Origin of the sequence: Formosa agariphila KMM 3901, from assembly GCF_000723205.1 — a bacterium.
GTDB lineage: Bacteria > Bacteroidota > Bacteroidia > Flavobacteriales > Flavobacteriaceae > Formosa > Formosa agariphila.
This window is the reverse complement of record NZ_HG315671.1, coordinates 2,509,540-2,527,871: the sequence shown is the minus strand read 5'-3', so window position 1 is coordinate 2,527,871 and position 18,332 is coordinate 2,509,540. Positions and strand designations below refer to the sequence as shown.

9 protein-coding genes are annotated in these 18,332 nt (G+C 33.7%); 6 read left to right on the top strand and 3 right to left on the bottom strand.

All coding sequences use genetic code 11. The annotated features are described in order from the left end of the window. The first annotated feature begins 1,378 nt into the window (after positions 1-1,378). The 6 genes from BN863_RS10690 (at position 1,379) to BN863_RS10665 (ending at position 12,538) form a co-directional block, all read left to right on the top strand. Positions 1,379-4,498, top strand: coding sequence for a SusC/RagA family TonB-linked outer membrane protein (locus tag BN863_RS10690; RefSeq protein WP_242404019.1), 3,120 nt, complete (start codon positions 1,379-1,381; stop codon positions 4,496-4,498). A 20-nt stretch (positions 4,499-4,518) separates the two neighbouring features. Further along, on the top strand, positions 4,519-6,288 hold the full coding sequence (locus tag BN863_RS10685) for a RagB/SusD family nutrient uptake outer membrane protein (protein WP_038530382.1): 1,770 nt from the start codon (positions 4,519-4,521) through the stop codon (positions 6,286-6,288). A gap of 26 nt (positions 6,289-6,314) precedes the next feature. Next, positions 6,315-7,913 carry a hypothetical protein gene (locus BN863_RS10680; protein WP_051774698.1) on the top strand — a complete coding sequence of 533 codons (1,599 nt, stop codon included), beginning with the start codon at positions 6,315-6,317 and terminating at the stop codon, positions 7,911-7,913. A gap of 568 nt (positions 7,914-8,481) precedes the next feature. Beyond that, entirely contained in the window at positions 8,482-9,318 is an 837-nt protein-coding gene (locus BN863_RS10675; RefSeq protein WP_193363880.1) for a LamG domain-containing protein, read from the top strand. Positions 9,319-9,366: 48 nt separating this feature from the next. Then, positions 9,367-10,878: a sulfatase family protein gene (locus tag BN863_RS10670; protein ID WP_038530377.1), complete on the top strand. Its 1,512-nt coding sequence runs from the start codon at positions 9,367-9,369 to the stop codon at positions 10,876-10,878. Positions 10,879-10,969: 91 nt separating this feature from the next. Further along, complete coding sequence (locus tag BN863_RS10665) at positions 10,970-12,538, top strand: alpha-L-fucosidase (RefSeq protein WP_038530374.1); 1,569 nt, start codon at positions 10,970-10,972, stop codon at positions 12,536-12,538. Positions 12,539-13,137: 599 nt separating this feature from the next. On the opposite strand, the gene BN863_RS10660 is transcribed toward BN863_RS10665, so the two are convergent. The 3 genes from BN863_RS10660 to BN863_RS10645 all read right to left on the bottom strand — a co-directional run bounded on the left by BN863_RS10660 (position 13,138) and on the right by BN863_RS10645 (position 18,331). Beyond that, the gene (locus BN863_RS10660) at positions 13,138-14,763 is read right to left on the bottom strand and encodes a glycosyl hydrolase 115 family protein (RefSeq protein ID WP_262486731.1); all 1,626 of its coding nucleotides are present in this window, start codon (positions 14,761-14,763) and stop codon (positions 13,138-13,140) included. 752 nt (positions 14,764-15,515) lie between these two features. Then, the gene (locus tag BN863_RS10650; protein ID WP_038530365.1) at positions 15,516-17,075 is read right to left on the bottom strand and encodes a sulfatase-like hydrolase/transferase; all 1,560 of its coding nucleotides are present in this window, start codon (positions 17,073-17,075) and stop codon (positions 15,516-15,518) included. Then, positions 17,075-18,331: a glycoside hydrolase family 117 protein gene (locus BN863_RS10645; RefSeq protein WP_038530362.1), complete on the bottom strand. Its 1,257-nt coding sequence runs from the start codon at positions 18,329-18,331 to the stop codon at positions 17,075-17,077. The genes BN863_RS10650 and BN863_RS10645 overlap by 1 nt, the downstream gene beginning before the upstream one ends. Position 18,332 lies beyond the last annotated feature (1 nt).

Sequence of the window (18,332 nt, the reverse complement as noted above, 5' to 3'; positions counted from 1 at the left end):
TTTATATTCGTAATCTTATTAATAAATAGAGGTGGTAAAAACCCACCTCTATTAACCAAATAAAAAAAACAAACTAATCTAATTAACTACTCATGAAAAATTTCATTTAACTTTATTTTATATTGAAGTTACTATTATAAAAGCAAATTTGTGTGGTGCTTATTTAGAGCTACTGTACATGCTAAAAAGGTTTCTGATAAAGATTTATTCTTTTAATTTTAATACTAATTCTTACAAATTACACTTTGTATTTTTTCTTTAACAAAGTTGACTGTTTTTTAATAAAGCTGTTAAAACTTATGTGTTTTAGTATGCCTCAAATGATTTTTTTTGTGCTTTATGTATTTTAGAGGTATTCACTAAATCTATGTGCTCTTTTAATAAACGACTGTTTTATAGAACTATATATAGATGTAATAAATTTGATTTTTTGCAAGTTTTATCATGATTGGTTAACATTCCTTGTTGCTTTATAGATTAGATTAAAGTTTTTAGCCATATTTCCAATTCTCTTTCAGGTAAAGTCTTCTTAGAAGGTTGTTATAAAGTCGAGTATTATTTATTTTCTTGGCCCATATATATAATGAGGTGTGTTACTATCTAGGTGGCTCTTAGTTGAAACTTCTCGAATAGTTTATTTATCTATTGCTACAGTATCCGATTCATCATTCTTACGAAGGCTAGTTATACTTGAAATATAACTAGACCTAAGACGTAGAAAAACATACAGATAGTATTTTTTTAAGGAATACATTTCAGAAATCACCTTGCTTTCTAAGTTAATCCGGTTTTTAGTTGCTCAAGTAAATTATATCATCATACTCTGTAATTAAGTATAAGGAAGACACCAAAATTAATAACAGAATATAAGACATTACATGTTTGAGAATGCTCTAATCTGCAAGTTGCGAATCGGTTGATGGTTTAAAGTATTTAAAAAAATATGATTGTTGAAATTTGAAGGCGGACGAGATAATATAATTTAATATACATTCCAACATATGTATAAAGACTTGATACAGACTAAAAGTATTGATTTTAACAAGTGAAAAAAGTTAAATTATTATACCTTTTAATACCACCATTATAACCGAAAAATAGTTTTTGTAGGTAGATGATTTAAGCATTTGTTGTACAATTTACAAATAAATAATACTTCACAATCAGACACGACATTTGTAATATTCTTTAATAATATGTATAATTATTAAATTAATCTTATTTTAACCTGTTGTTTTTTAGTTTTCCTATAGACACTGCCGTAACATTACATAAATAAACCATATAAGCTAACAAATAAAACATATGTCTCTCTAACAAACGTTAAATTATTTAACATTTACAGCGATATTAATATGTTAAATTTAAAACTATGCTAATGAAATTAAATTTTAATCAAAGCGTAAAAGTTAGCCTCATTACATTCTTATGTATGATTAGCTTTTTAACGATGCATTCGCAAAACACGAAACCGATAACAGGAACGGTTAAAGATAGTGACCAAATTCCAGTACCAGGTGTTAATGTTTTTGTGAAAGGAACCAGTACCGGAACGGTAACTGATTTCGATGGAAATTATCAGTTGGATGTCTCTAATAATCAAAAACTAACTTTTAGTAATTTAGGTTACAAAACACAAACAATCGCTGTTGGTAGTAAAACAACCATAAATGTAACTTTAGAAACAGATACTTCGGTATTAGATGAAGTTGTGGTTGTTGGTTATGGTCAACAAAAGAAAAAGGAAATTACTGGTGCTGTAGCACAAGTAGACAACGAAGAACTATCAAAATCGGCCACAGCCGATGTCGCTTCGGCGTTACAAGGGCAAATTGCTGGAGTTAATGTACAGGCTAGTTCTGGAGAACCAGGTGCTGAAGCTAATATCCAAATTAGGGGATTAACCTCTGTATTTGGAAATAACAGACCACTATATGTGGTAGATGGGATTCCTTTTGAAGGCGATCCTAAACTAAGTGTTAGTGAAGTTGAAACCATAGACGTTTTAAAAGATGCGGCTTCTGCTGCAATTTATGGTACTAGAGGTGCGGCAGGTGTAATTTTAATTACTACTAAGAAAGCCAAAAAAGGACTTATGCAAGTAAATGTAGAAGGGTATTCTGGTATTCAAAGTATTACTTCAGGAACACCTTTATTAAATCGTGAAGAGTATTTGTATACTAAATTTTTAACAGGAGCTGCATTACAAGATACTTATTATGGAAACACTTGGACTGAAGTAGAACAAAACCCAAACGCTATCACTAGAGATACCGATTTAATGGAAGTGGTGCTTAACGATTTTGCTTTAACTCAAAACTACAGTGTTCGAGTAGCCGGTGGAAAAGAAGATTTGGCCTATAATGTTAGTGCCAATTATTACGATCAGGAAGGTTCGATAATCAATTCAAGCTTCGATCGATTAAACGTGAGGTCGAATACCCAATACACCAAAGGAAAATTAAAAATTGATACAGGGATTTCTTTTCGAGTAGAACATCAAGAATTTGCACCTTGGGGCCTTTTATCTGATGCCATATCATATAATCCTTTACGTCCTGAAGTAGATCCAGATGCAGAACTTGTAGCTGATGCCGGAGACGGAAATGCAGCAGCACAAATGTCTACTTTAGGTTATAAGTTAATACAACAAGACAATCTAGAAAACAACTATTTTGATGGGTATATAAGTGCTACTTATAGTTTAGCTAAAAATTTAAATCTAACTACACGTTACTCTGGAAGTTTTAATAACGGAACTAGAATAACTATTAATCCGCAATTTTTAGCATACGATTTAGATGGTAATGAAGTGTCTAACCAACGTTCTAAAATTAAAAACTTAAGTACTTTAACTAAGAAAAATACTTGGGAAAACATTCTAAACTACAAAAAGACATTCGGAAACCATTCAATTAACTTAACGGGTGTATACTCGTTAGAAAAGTACTCTTATTCTGAATTTTTTGGTGAAAAATACGACATATTAAATAATGATATTACCGTTTTAAACGGAGCAACTTCAGATCCAAATGCTGGATCGGGTACGAATCAATGGACCCAAGATAGAGAAAGCACTTTAATTGGTATGCTAGCCAGAGCACAGTACAATTATAAGGGAAAATATATTTTAAGTGCTAGTGTACGTCGCGACGGATCGTCTAGATTTCAACAAGAACACTGGGGCGTATTTCCTTCCTTTTCTGCGGGTTGGGTAGTATCAGACGAAAACTTCTGGGAGCCAATAAAAAAGACATTTACGTCTTTCAAAATAAGAGCTAGTCAAGGTACAACAGGTAACCAAGGTATACCAGATTATAGCTATACCGCAAATATTGTTTTAGATAGAGATTATGTTTTTGGATTAGACGGAGATCAAAATCTAGCCCTAGGAGCTATACAAGAAGATTTTGCTAATAAGAATGTAAAATGGGAAACCTCAGTATCGACAAACTTTGGAGTAGATATGGGCTTTTTTCGTAACAAACTTACTTTAAGTGCCGATGTGTACAATACAGATAAGAAGGACATGTTATTCCCGGTTTTACTCCCGCCAACAGCTGGTGCAGGTCAAGGAGGTGATGTTATTTTAAATGTTGGAGATATGACTAATCAAGGTCTTGAATTAGCTTTAGGATATAAATCTGCTGGTAAATTTTCTTGGGATGCCAATATCACCTATTCAAGAAATATAAATGAGATTACCAAAATGAGTGGTACTAATAAATTATTATATTTTAACGATAGTACCGTTTCAGGTCATACCAATGACTCTGATAAAGTGTCTGCTCTTGCGGAAGGTTACGAAGCAGGAGCCTTTTTCTTATGGCAAACAGATGGTATTATTAGCAACGACGATGAACTAGCGGCTTACCAAGAAATTGTGCCAACAGCTAAAATAGGAGATTTACGTTACATAGATGCCTTAACTATAGATACAAATGGAGATGGAATACCAGATGTAGGTGATGGTGAAATAAATTTAGAAGATAGACAATACGCAGGTAGTGGAACACCAGAATTCGAAATGGGTTTCAACTTTAATGCTTTCTATGCGAATTTCGATTTTTCTATGCAATGGTATGCATCTTATGGTAGCGAAATTATAAATGGTAACAAAGCTTTAGCTTATAAAAGTAATACTCATAGAGACTTAGTTTACCAATGGTCGCCACAAAATGAAACGTCTCATATTCCAGTTTTTAGGAATGCAGTACACGATAACTTAAGAGGTGCAACAGACCTGTGGTTACAAGACGGGTCTTTTGTAAGATTAAGAAATATTGCTTTAGGATATACAATTCCTAAGGAAACAACTCAAAAGATGGGTATTTCTAAATTCAGAATCTACCTTTCTGCTCAAAACCCACTTACAATTACAGATTATGACGGGTATGACCCTGAAGTGGGTAACAACGGACTAAGTACAAGAGGTATCGATAAAGGGACCTACCCTGTTACGAGACTAACCATGTTAGGTGTACAATTTGATTTTTAATTAAAAACAAGATACAGCAAATGAAAAAAATATATTTCTCACAAATAGTAACAACATTAGTCATATTCTTGACTTTTAGTAGTTGTTCTGACGATTATTTAGATCAAACAAATCCCAATAATATTTCTACAGATATTTTTTGGGAAACCTTAGACGATGTAGATCTTGGGTTAACAGCTCTTTATAAACATTGGAGTAGTGCCAATAATATAATATTAGTTGATGAATTACTTCGATCTGATTTAGCTTGGGGAAGTGGCTATCAGCGCCCTACCAACAGTAATGTATATTACCAGCAAACATTCAATAATGCCGCCCCAGAACTTAACAATAAATGGGCACAGAACTATAAAACCATATTTGCCGCAAATCAGGTTATTAATGCTACCCAAAAATTGTTAGGAACTTTTGATAAGGAAGAAGACGAGGAAGCAGCCAAATTAATATTAGCGCAAGCTCGTTTATTAAGAGGTCACAATTACTTTATTCTTTACCACAGTTTTAACGAGGGTAACATACCTATTTTTAGTGAAGTTCCAGAAGATGAAGCTGATTTTTATCAACCTATCCAAGATGCAGCGAGTGTAAGAGCTTTTTACATGGAAGATCTAAAATTTGCAGCCGAAAATTTACCTGTTAAATGGGAAGGCAAAGATTTAGGTCGTGTTACAGCAGGAGCAGCAGTGGCTTTAATGGGACAAACCCATTTATACAACGGAGAATTCGATGAAGCAGCTACCTATTTTAAAAGTGTGATTAACGATTTCGGTTATAGTTTAACACCTAATATTGGTAGTAACTTTACGACTTTAGATGAGTTTAATAGCGAATCTATTTTAGAAGTAAGTTATTCTATGGATTATAAAAACGAATTAGGTCCTTGGGATAGTCGTGATGTTGCCAATACAGGTTCTTACAATAAAAAATTCACCGGTGTCCAAGGTTGGAGAAACGCCGTTGCAGCAAACTGGTTAATATTAGAATACAGAAATGAAAAACTAGATTATTCAGACAATAGAAACAAAGTGATTGATGAAGAAGGAAACGAAAAGTTTAGAAAATTTAGTTTAAGAACATCGTGGTCTATTGCTTTAGTAGACGATCCAGATTTAGGCTATTACGGTTTTGATACACCTGGACAGGCTACAAACTTTAATGTAAAAATGACAGGCTACTGGAGAAAACATACCAATTGGGATTTGGGAGAAAAAAATGAAGATCTTATTTCTCCAGGTAAAGTGAGATCGGCCATTAACGAGCGTTTAATTAGACTTGCAGAAGTTTATTTACAATATGCCGAGTGCATGATAGAATTAGGTGATGTAGAAGAAGCTTTGCTTTATATTAATAAGGTTAGACACCGTTCTGCAGTACAGTTGTTAGGTGCTAATGGCACAGGAGAATATCCTTCTAGCGATCACGATAACATCTCATATACAGCAGAGACGTTAATGCATCATTTAAGATTTAAAGAGTATCCTTTAGAACTATCAGCTGAAGGTGACGGTAATAGAAACATCGATTTAAATCGTTGGGGCATTAAAAAGAGCCGTTTTCAAGAATTAGCACAAAGACGCTATACAGCAGATAATTATGAAGTAATTATGCCTGATGGTACTAAAATTACGAGATGGGGAACAATTTTAAAAGAACTGCCTACAGATGATCCACTTGTAGATCCAAACTGGAACGAATTTCAAGAAGCATCTCAAAATTACATCGAATCAGAACACGCATATTGGCCACTACCTAATAGTGAGTTAATAACTAACCCTGAATTATACAAATAAGACTCAAAATTTTAAAATATAACAAAATGAGAAATAAATTATACTTAGGTATCATATTACTTTTCGGAGCTTTGGTTGGATGCCAAAGCGATGATATGTATGATGCACCAACAGAACTGTCCGACGTTGGTTTTTATACTAGTAAAGGACAAGCTAAAGAGTTACAGTTAAACATTTACGATTTTATGACATTTAGTGACCTTTCGCAAGGTGCTATAGACCATGAATGGACTCTTGACACGGGTATTTCGATCTTAGAAGGACCAATAGAAAGGAATGATACCGACTACGAATCAAAAATAATACACCCTGGAGCACAATCATCTAAAGAAAAAACCATTAACTTATATTTTCAAGAATCAGGAACTAAGTGGGTTAGACTTTATAACACATTTAAAGATTCGGTAACCTTTAGAGGTAACGATGGTGTAGATAATTATTTTCTTGGATCGGAATGGATTGATAATAAATGGGTAATCGATACGACATTTAGAGTAAAAGTTTATGATACGATTATTCCAGAAATTATAGTAAAACAAAACGACCAAGTTGTTAATCATAAGTCTACCGATACAATATATGTAGAAGCAGGCGAATTTTTAGAGTTCATAGATGTTACTACTATTGGAGAACCAACAGGAAGAAGTTGGAGCATATTTGATTTAGAAACAGAAACTAATTATGCAACTTCTAACGACTCTATAGCGAATATTCAATTTAATAAATTAGGAAACTTTAGAGGTAGTATTAACTCTAATAGGTCTGGAGAGAACATTCCATCAGATGGTGACGTATATAGAATACCTGCACCTATAAAAGTAATTCCTTCTAGCAAACCTTTTGAAATAAACGGTGATATTTATGAGCGTGAAGATGAAACTATTGTTGTTACTTATAATGGCGAATTTGCTCCGTTTACTAATCAAGAGCAGTTTTTCACGGTTATGGTAAACGACATTCAATTTCCTGTGGCTTCAGTAACTATAGACGAAAACGATGGTACGAAACTCAATCTAAAATTAGTAGACCCTATTTATCGCCCAGATGTTATTACAGTCTCTTATATAGGAACAGAAATTTTGTCTACCGATACAAGAACAGCTAGCATGTTTAGCGATATTCCAGTTATTATGGATACAACTAATTTAGTACCAGATAATATTTCAAATTTAGATGCAAACGACGGCACATGGACAAACTATTTTGACAACCAAGGAATAGTTTCTTACTCTACAGATCAAGCCGCTAGTGGCGACTATAGCTTAAAACTTGAAATCGCTTCTGGACAAGCTAACGTATCGGCAGAAGCTGTGTTTAGTCAACCTTTAATTTTCGAAGGCGATAAAACGTATGTTGTAAGTTATAAAATGTTTATTGCTGAAGGAGCTACTGGAATTGCACCACCTTCACAAATAAATCTATTTTTAATCCAAAATTGGGGCTGGCAATTATGGAATAACTTTGAACACCCAATAGGTGAATGGGTTACTGTAACTGCTGAATACAATAGTACAATACCGTTGTCTAAATTCTATTTAAGAGTTTTGTCTAATGCAGACAACACTACCGATGCTACAGTTTATTTTGATGACTTTTCAATTCTTGTTAAAGAAGAGCGTCCTTAAACCGGAATAGCTCAAAGTCAATTAATAATTTTTAAGCGTGTTTTTGAATCTTCAAGAACACGCTTTTTTTATAAAAATCTTTCATTATATTAAGATAATAGACGCTCTTAATAGGTTATAGAATTAATAAATTAACTGGAGAATATTCAGCGATAGTATCATAAGCCCAAATGGATGTATCTATATCCGATGGCGAGGTAAAACTGACGCTATACTTATTTCAAAATTTAATTAATAGAGTTTTTCATTAATGTAGGACTAAAGCTAGTCGATAGTGCTTCAGTTTTAATTTTTAGTCTTTTGTTTTATCTTATTTAGGAGACAAGATTTGTGTATAGATAAGTCTTGATTTTTTGCTAGAATGGTTGTCTGGAATGCTTTAAAAACATCCGTTCTAGTTTCTAAAACATACGTTATTCTTTTATAGTGGTAACAGATTTACATTTGAAAAATATAAGAATACAACACATATATCATTTTTTAACTTTTGGATTAACCTTCCCTTATAAATAGATTTTTATCCGAAATTGAACTGTATTGATGTAAATATTTAACAAAACTCATAACAATGAAAAAAATTAGCATCTTCATATTTTTAATATATAACGTCGCGTTTAGTCAGCTTCCTGAAATTTCTGATGGAAAAGAATGGGTTTTAGTTGAAAACTTATCAGATGAATTTGAGGGGAATAATTTAGATACATCAAAATGGCAAAGTGAACCCGTTGGAAATGATTGGAATTGGGACGGACGACCACCCGGACTATTTAAATCAGAAAATGTAACTCTTAAAGATGGAAAACTAAATGTAACGGTGGGTAAATTAGAACAACCGGTGAATTCAAAAGGAAAAACATTTATATATCAAGGAGGAATTGTTCGTTCCTTATTTCCTGGTAAAGTAGGATGTTATTTCGAAGCAAAAATGAAGGCAAATCAAACGGTTATGTCATCTACATTTTGGTTAATGACTAAATATGATTGCGAGAAAAAACAGGAATTAGATATTCAGGAGTGTGTAGGAAGAATCACTGATAAAACTGAAGACTGGGCTAAAGAATGGGATCAAATATTCCATTCTAATGCAATTCATCGTACCACGACTTGTAATCCCGAAAGTAAACGTGTTCAGAAACAGATTCGACCAAATACTAAAAATCATGAAGCCTTTTATGTGTATGGTGCATGGTGGAAATCACCAACAGAAATCCTTTTTTATCTAGATGGTAAATATGCTTATACCTTAAATCCTACTATAGAATGGGATATGCCTGCATTCATTCAAATGGCTATTGAAACTTACGATTGGAATCCTGTTCCAGAAGATGGTGGTTTGGTTGTGCATGGTACATGGGAGCAGCGAACTACACAATATGAATGGGTAAGAACATGGGAAATAGAGTAGGTTTTCAGTATTAAATAAATAAATAAATAAAAGAGTAATACATTTCAAATGAAAAAACGGTTTCTATTCAGCATAGTTTTGGGCATGGCTTTAAACATGTTTGCCCAGCAAAAACCAAATGTGATTGTTATTTTAGCAGACGATATTGGTGTAGGTGATATATCCTATTACCGGAATATGAATTCAGACGATACCGTTTTAAAGACACCAGCGTTAGATGCATTAGCAAAAGAAGGTATAGTATTTACAGATGCACATTCTCCAGCTGCATTATGTGCACCATCTCGTTATGCATTAATGACAGGAAATAATTGTTACAGAAGTTATGCACCTTGGGGAGTATGGGGGGCTTATCAACCTTCTCCAATAGAACCTAGCCAGTTAACTCTTGGTAAGCTTATGAAGAATGCCGGATATAGCACCGCCTTTTTTGGTAAATGGGGTTTTGGAATGGATTTTCTTAAAAAAGATGATTCTACTCAAATTTATAGATCACCACGAAAAAAGGTTGAATTAGATGTTGATGTACGTAAAATTGCAGGAAAAGGACCAAAGGATAATGGATTTGATTATAGCATTACATTTCCTTCAGGAATTCAAAATGTACCCTATGTGGTCTATGAGAATGAAAGCTGGATGCCATTAAATCCGAAATCTGAAATAGGATATATTTCTCAGGAAAATATGACTAAAATAGGTGTGAAATTAGATAAAGATGAAGGTTTAGGAGATACGTATTGGGACCCACATAATATGGGACCACTTCTTGTAAATAAGGCTGTAAATTTTATTAAAAATAGTAAAGCTAATCAACCTTTCTTTATGTATTACTGTGCACTTGCCGTGCATTTACCACATTCACCTTCTAAAACATTGAATGGAAAAACTATTTCAGGTTCGACACCTTCCCACCATTTAGATATGGTAAAAGAATTAGATGTTCAAATGGAAATGTTAGTGCAGACTTTAAAAGAGAAAGGGATTTATGATAATACAATCATCATATTCACTTCAGACAATGGCGGACTATTAAGAAAAGAAACGATAAAGTCCGGACATCAATCTAACGATATTTATAGAGGCGGAAAAAACCAACCCTACGAAGGTGGACACAGAGTTCCATTTATAGCTTCATGGCCAGGAAAGATTAAAAGTCAATCTCTCTCAAAAACACCTGTTTTAGGATTAGATATTTTAGGCACTTTAGCAGGACTAACCAATCAAAAATTAGCAGAAAATCAAGGTATAGATTCAGCTAATTTATTGCCTATTCTTTTAGGTGAAAACAATAATAAAGTACATCCGTATTTAATAGCACAATCTGGAACAGGAAAAGAAGGCATTATCATAAAAGATGGTTGGAAACTGATTATAAACTTTGATAAAAAAGATAAGTCTGATTTAACACGAACACCTATGGCACTCTTTAATTTAAATGAAAATATTGAAGAACATGAAAAACAAAATTTGATTAATAACTCGAAATATAAGGCAAAGGTTGATCTATTATTCAATTTATACAATGAAACTAGAGAAAGTGGTGTAAAAACTAAAATATAAGTTTCTAAATAATACTATGACTTAGTTTGAGGTCAAAACTTAAATATATAACCAACGAATCGTCCTCAAGTTCGTGTGAAAAATATTAAAAATGAAAACATTAAAATTATCCTTAGGATTACTACTTGGATTGACACAAACTTATGGTCAAAACGCTGTTAAACAAGCTGAGAAAATCAACAAATATGAAGAAAGTTGGGAATCTATAGCTCATGTTAATGCTGCTCCGGATTGGTTTCAAGATGCTAAATTTGGAATTTATGCTCATTGGGGTCCGGTATCTGCAGCTTTCGAAGGTACGAATCCTGATACGTTTTACGCAGGATGGCATGGTATGAAGATGTATGAAGATGGTGTAAAAGTACCAAATAAAAATGGGAAACCGACTTCTAATTATACACATCATTTAGAAAAATATGGAGATCCTGCCATTTTTGGATATAAACATATTATTGAGGAATTTAAGCCAACGGCTTTTAATGCTAAAGAGTGGGCAGATTTGTTTGCTAAATCTGGAGCTAAATTTGCCGGTCCGGTGGCTATGCACCATGATAATTTTGCCATGTGGGATAGTAAAGCTACAAGATGGAATTCTATGAATTATGGAGGCATTGATCCGTCGGCAGAGTTAAAAAAAGAAATAGAAGGGAAAGGGCTTAAATTTATAGGTTCTTTTCATCATGCATTTACATGGAAATATTTTGCACCAGCGCATCAATATGGAGGTGTGGATCCAGAAGATTATGATTTATATACAAATCCGCATAGTTTAGAATCTGATACGCCCGATGCTCAATTTTATAAGGATTGGTGGGCTAAACTTAAGGAATATATAGATGTATATCAACCAGATGTTATTTGGTTCGATTGGTGGTTAGAAAACATGACGGAAGAATCTAGATTAAAGTTTTTAGCCTATTATTATAATAAAGGATTAGAATGGAATAAAGAGGTTGTGGTGTCTTATAAAGAATCTACATTTACAGAAACGGTAGCCATTAAAGATTATGAGCGTGGGAGGCCAAATCAGCCAAAGACATCAACATGGTTAACTGATACATCTCCAGGTGCTTGGTTTTATAGACCGGGTGCAGAATTTAAAACACCAAATGAGTTAGTTGATATTTTAGTAGACATTGTTTCTAAAAATGGTTTGATGCTTTTAAATGTACCACCAAACCCAGATGGCTCTATTCCGCAGGTCATGAAAGATTTGTTAACTGAAATGGGGGCGTGGTTAAACGTTAATGGAGACGCTATTTATGGCACGCGACCTTGGACTATATTTGGTGAAGGGCCAACGCGTTTACCTGAAGGAGGACATAAAGTTGAAAAATTTAAAATTGAATATAAGAACACAGATATCAGATTTACAAAAAAATCAGATAAAGAATTTTATATTATAGTTATGGACACACCGGAAAAAGAAATTGTTGTAAAATCGTTATCTACTTCAATAGGGGTTTTAAATTCAAAAATAGAAAGTATTACACTTTTAGGTAGTGACGAACAACTGAGTTGGGTGCGTAATGAAAGCGGTTTGGTTATTCAGGCTCCTAAACGTTTACCAACAAATTATGCACATGCTTTTAAAGTTATTATGGAAGGTTATAAGGAAAATAATATAGGTGGAGATATTGATACACATGCTGAAAATTAATTTATAAATTGGTGCTTTTTGAGTATAAAAAAAAGTATCTCATAAACTGAGTAAGCAAACAAATCTCAGATTAATTTATAATCTCAGATTTGTTTGCTTACTCAGTTTTTTGTAATTGTGTTTTTCAGTTGTGATTATATTTTTGCTCAAATATTTTATTGGCTTTATAAAACCTTGTGACTAGCATTCCAAATAAAAAGGTAACAACTTCTGTAAAATCTGATTTATCCGATATTTTTTTTGTGATTTAGTAGTTCTATTTTTAATGTTTCTTCTGCCAATCATAAAACTAAACTTAAACTCCAAATGGTCAATAATCCCATTTTTAATTTCTGTGTTATTTGAATTCAAAAAAGCTATAATATTTTATGTTTTAACAATTTTTGTCATCTCATGGTAGGAACTTTAAGATTATAGGGTATTTGGTATTATGAAATACACCTTATTAAACTGTGGTCTATTTTTTTTACACTCATTTACAAACTTAGTAGTATCTACTGAATAGCTAAATTTATTATTAGTTTTTTTAGAATAGTTCGTTTCTAATAGTTTTTAACTAGTCTAGATGTTTTAAACAAAAACTACTCATATTTATAATACTAATTCTCTGTTTGCGTATAGTCTATTCCTAATTGATTCATCCATTCTTTTAGTCTAAGATAGGTGTAATTGACACTCGTAAGACAATAACGTCCTCTCATAAAAGTATCCATGTACCAATTTTCAAAGGGTGGGCGTTCCATACGTTTGGTTTCTTCTTGTAATTTTAATAAGTACCTCATAGCTTCTCTTGCGTACTCCCTTTCTTCAGGTCTACAGTTCCAACAAGAATATAGGGCTTTATTCATAGCTAATGCCGCTTGAGATCCACGATAGTCTATTAACATACCATACATAGCGTTTTCGAAGAAAAACTGAGCTTCCTGCTCGTCCATGTTTTCCATAGCACGATTAGCAATTTTAAAAACGTTATCGTATTTTGCAACCCTTTTAGTCATGGTATTTAACCAATCTTTATTATAATGATTGCGGACAAAAAGATCGCCATACATACGGAATTTCTGCCAGTAAAGTGCGTAATCTAAAGCCAATGCTCCCTGAAATATTTGATCGTAACTGTGCAAAATATCATAATAGTTATTGTAGGTCTTTACCGCATCTGCAGCTGCATCTTTTCCAAAGTACTCATTACTCCACCAATTCACAAATCGATTAGCTGCATCTGGTTTTTCAAATGCTGTTTTTGCATCCCAGCATATATCTGCTATAAAACGAGTTCCCATTACAAATTCTCGCTGCTCCGATATATTGAGCATCATATATTCCGTTGCACCCGATTTCACAATTTTACGAAACTGTTCTTCTATTAGAGATGGTTTAACGGTATGTACTGTTTGTTTTTCGGACACCCCATGAAAAGCAAGATGGTAATATACTCCATGCTTATTATTTTTGATGTTTTTTGGCAACGCTCTCATTTTACCATCTCCATCGTCACTCCAAACAAGAATGACATCTTCGGGAATTTGCATTTGATTTGCTTCATAATATTCTTGAACTTCGTGGTACAGTGTAAAATGAAATATAGGGTCTGCATTTTTAGGGAGGTGTTCTTTTGTTAAGGCTACCTGTGTCTCAATAATATCAGAAAGAATTTTTCCTTTTTCATTTATTGGTGTTCCTTCCGGGAAAAGCATCCCTACATCGTCTGTTCCTCGAAGTCCAACTGGCCAGATACATTCAAGACTTTTATTTTCTATAACACCAGCTTCCCAAAATTTAATCATCCCTTCTTTATTCGTATTCCAGTTATAAGGTCCTTCAACACCACGCTCTTTAGCTAAGCCAAATCGTTCGTAACCCCATGGATTAGATAATAGCATATCGTAATGATGAGAGCTGAAAAATAAACCCCAATCACTCGCCATTTTGTTGACCTCAAATGAGCGCGGTTCACGCACATAAGGAGCAACTTGATTCATGCGTAAGCGAAGTGCTGTTTCAAAAAAACGTTCCCACCATTCCATTCCAACTTCTCCGCATTGCTCTGGGTAACCGGGTTCTAGTTTTTGGATGTGGCTCTCTTTATTAATCGCTGCTACGATGGGGTCTTCAGCAATATAGCCTATGCTATCAATTGGTCTAGGGATTAAATCTTTATCATCGTGATACATACCACGATATTTGAAGGTCGGTTCGTTGACAGAAATATCAACAGCTTTCATAGTAAGATTCTCATGTTTCTCAGGTTTATATCCCGACCATATGTATAGAGGGTCAATTCCTAATCGTTCACACAAAGCATAGGTGGCAAAGGCTGTTCCTCGATAATTTGATCCCATCAGCCAAATGGTATTACCTACTGTTTTTATTTTATACGCTTCCCATTTACCTTCTAATGTTGTTGCATTTAATGATTTTGGAATATTTCCTACACCATAAGTTGTTAGGCGGATGGATGTTTTTCCGCTATTTGCTTTAGGTACAATTAATGGTTTCTTTCCTGATATTTTTTCAATATCCAGGGCTAGGAATTCTGCTGCTTTATGTACAGAGGAATGTTCTTTTTTTGATACTACTATTTCGACTATGTTGTTTGTACTAACAAGCTCTATATCTGCAGCACCTTTATCACCTGATACTACCCAAGAACCACGAACTTGTCCATCCCAATGCTGTGCTTGAATTAAATTACAGGTAAGTACGAAACAGATAATTGCTGCTGTAAATTTTTGAATATTTAAATGTATAAAGGATTCTATTAATATTAGTTTTTTTATTTATAAATTCGATTTTGTATAGTAAATAATTGCTTAGTCTATGTGAAAACTTAGCTTGATTTTATAAAGCTAAACATCTGTTTTTTTAGTTTAAAAAAAAGTAGGTATTATAAGTTAAGTACAAAATCCACACCTAATCAATTTAAATAGGTTTTCCTTTAGAAATAGAAACATTTTTTTGAGGTTGCTAGATTCAATTAATAAAAATCCCAAAAGTCAAATTTTTCACCATCAATACTTTCTTTATTATCTCCAAGTACTGTTGCTTTTTCTTTCATTTCCTTACGCATTTGATTTAAGCGAGATTTATGTTCTGGAAAAAATGAAAGATCTTGTGTTTCCCAAGGGTCCGTTTTAATGTTAAATAATTGAGTTACTTTAGAACCCACTTTAAAGTTACCTTCCGTTTTAGAAACATCATTTGCACGTACGTATTCAATTAATTTATAATCATCTTTTCTGTAAGCACGTTGAAATTGACGGTAAGCGTGGTATGTATAATCGCGAACATTATTCACTTCATTATTTAGTATGGGTAATAGACTTTTACCTGATACAGAAGACGGAATAGGAACATTGGTGAATTGGGAAATGGTTGGAAAAATATCATGAATATAAGCGTAGGCATCATAACGGTCACCTTTATTCTTTATGAGGTTTCCAGAAAAGATAAGGGGTACATGAATACCGTCTTCATCGTAAATATTCTGTTTTCCCATGAGTCCGTGATTTCCAACAGCTAGACCGCTATCGCCTGAAAATACTATTAAAGTGTTTTCATATTGTCCGCTAGCTTTTAATGCAGCAATCACTTTTCCTATTTGTGCATCTAAATGAGTTATTATAGCGTAATAATCTGCCAGTTGTTGTTTCGCTACTTCAGGAGTTCTTGGCCAAGGTGCTAACTTTTCATCTCTTAAAAACATATGTCCATTATCAAACGGATGTTGCGACATATAAGATGGCGTTAATTGAATATCTTTAACATCATACATGTCTTTATAAGCTTGTGGAGCTTGACGTGGATCGTGAGGTGCGTGAAAAGCTAAATACATTAAAAATGGTTTTTCACTGTTGTAATTTTTAAAATATTTAGCAGCTTCAGTAGCAAAAACTTCTGAGGTGTGTGGGCCATTATTTTCAGTTCCAGTTGGCCCTCGTTTTGCTTCTTTGGAAATAGATTTTTTTATGATTTCCCCTTGATCATCATAAACTAATAAATAGGCGTCTTGTTTTTTGAATGCTCCAGCTTTATCCCAATCGTAGTAGGGCATTCTAAAATGATCTTCAAGATAAACACCTTTACCCATAATTTTATCCCCAGTTGTAAAACTACGTTTTAAGGATTCGCTATCTTGATGCCATTTCCCTATAATATGCGTGTTATATCCTACGTTTTGAAATGTTTCACCAATTGTTTTATTGTCTTTAGGGATAGTGAATCCTGAGTCTTGTAATTCAAACACATTAGTACCCGTTAATAGCATTGCTCTACTTGCTACACATGTCGCACCCGTAAATGCTCCCATTAGAAAAGCATTTGTAAAAACGACACCTTCTTTGGCTAAAGTATCTATGTTTGGTGTTCTTACATTCATACCTCCTAAGGCATGCACACCAGTATAGCGATGGTCGTCTGTATAAATAATGAGTACATTAGGTTTTGTCTTTTTTGTTTGACAGAAACCAAAGGAATACTGCATAACAAAAAGAGCAAAGACAATTTTACGAATAATATATAAGCGTGATTGATACATTACTTTTGGTTTAAAACAGCATTGTTTTCTTCAGTAATCCGTTTCTTTTGCTTCGGATTTAATCCTTGTTTAAAATAAGTTTCGGGACGGAGGTATACATGATGTTTTTTCATGTCAGGGTCATTTACATCTAAACTTAAATCACAATCAAAACGGGCTAAAATGGCATGGTTTTTATCCCAAGTTGTAGCATTTGTAAAATGAGAAAGTCCCCAAGTAATTCCTCTTCCGTTTTTAGTGTTTGTATACGCATCCGGAATATAGGGCCCAGCGGCAGCAGGCATCATTTCTACTATAGAAGCAATTTCAAAATTAACCCCATCTTTAGCAAATTGAATGGTGTTATGCTCGTTACCATCTCTAATTGTAAATGCAGCAATACCTTCTTTAAAAGGAAATAAAGTTGTTTCATGACCAGAAGTTAATACCGGGTTGAGGTTGCTTTTTGTAAATGGTCCTAAAGGATTATCAGCTGTGGCAAGACCTTGCATTCGTATTAATTCGGGTTGACCATCAAAATCAGATTTATAGTATAAATAGATTTTATCTTTATAAACTAAAGGGTAGGGATCGTGTATAGAATATTGATCCCAAGTATCTTTTGGCCCATTCGGAATTACAATTTTATTTGTTGTTGTCCAAGGTCCATCTGGAGAATCTGAATACGACATTAATACCGGACAATCATCACCTCGTAATCCGCTAGCTTCACTAAATCCTTGGTAATACATATAGTATTTATCTTTCCATTTTAGAATATCTGCAGTGGATACTGAGCGATGACCTAAATTTGGTTTTGGTGGACGAGGAATAGCCACGCCTTGTTCTTCCCAAGTTATACCATCGGTACTGGTAGAATACCAAATTTCTGCCAAATCCCAATCGGCAGAAGGTATTGTTTCTGTTGCTAATTTTGCACCTTTAGGAGGTGTAGCCGTGTGTCTGTATGTATACCACACATAGTATTTACCATTTTCAAAAATAATTTTCGAAGGATCTCTTCTGCTTATTGTTCCGTCATGATTGTTATAATCGAGACCTTTAAGTTCAGTGTATTTAAATTGCGTGTAAAGTTCGTTGTTTTCAGGTCTTGGAGCCATATAATTATCATAATTACGTGACATCGATGCGCTTAATGGTTGGTTTGGTTTTTCTGCAGGTAAAGTAAATGGAAAAGTTTGGGCAGATACATAGAGCGTACTGACCAAAAAAAATGATAGCGTGGGAAATAGTAATGATGATTTAAGTGTTTTCATA

Bases quoted from the DNA above. Each gene is read 5' to 3' on its own strand.
- BN863_RS10690 (WP_242404019.1), top strand. From the start codon at position 1,379: ATGAAATTAAATTTTAATCAAAGCGTAAAAGTTAGCCTCATTACATTC.
- BN863_RS10685 (WP_038530382.1), top strand. From the start codon at position 4,519: ATGAAAAAAATATATTTCTCACAAATAGTAACAACATTAGTCATATTC.
- BN863_RS10680 (WP_051774698.1), top strand. From the start codon at position 6,315: ATGAGAAATAAATTATACTTAGGTATCATATTACTTTTCGGAGCTTTG.
- BN863_RS10675 (WP_193363880.1), top strand. From the start codon at position 8,482: ATGAAAAAAATTAGCATCTTCATATTTTTAATATATAACGTCGCGTTT.
- BN863_RS10670 (WP_038530377.1), top strand. From the start codon at position 9,367: ATGAAAAAACGGTTTCTATTCAGCATAGTTTTGGGCATGGCTTTAAAC.
- BN863_RS10665 (WP_038530374.1), top strand. From the start codon at position 10,970: ATGAAAACATTAAAATTATCCTTAGGATTACTACTTGGATTGACACAA.
- BN863_RS10660 (WP_262486731.1), bottom strand. From the start codon at position 14,763: ATGAAAGCTGTTGATATTTCTGTCAACGAACCGACCTTCAAATATCGT.
- BN863_RS10650 (WP_038530365.1), bottom strand. From the start codon at position 17,075: ATGTATCAATCACGCTTATATATTATTCGTAAAATTGTCTTTGCTCTT.
- BN863_RS10645 (WP_038530362.1), bottom strand. From the start codon at position 18,331: ATGAAAACACTTAAATCATCATTACTATTTCCCACGCTATCATTTTTT.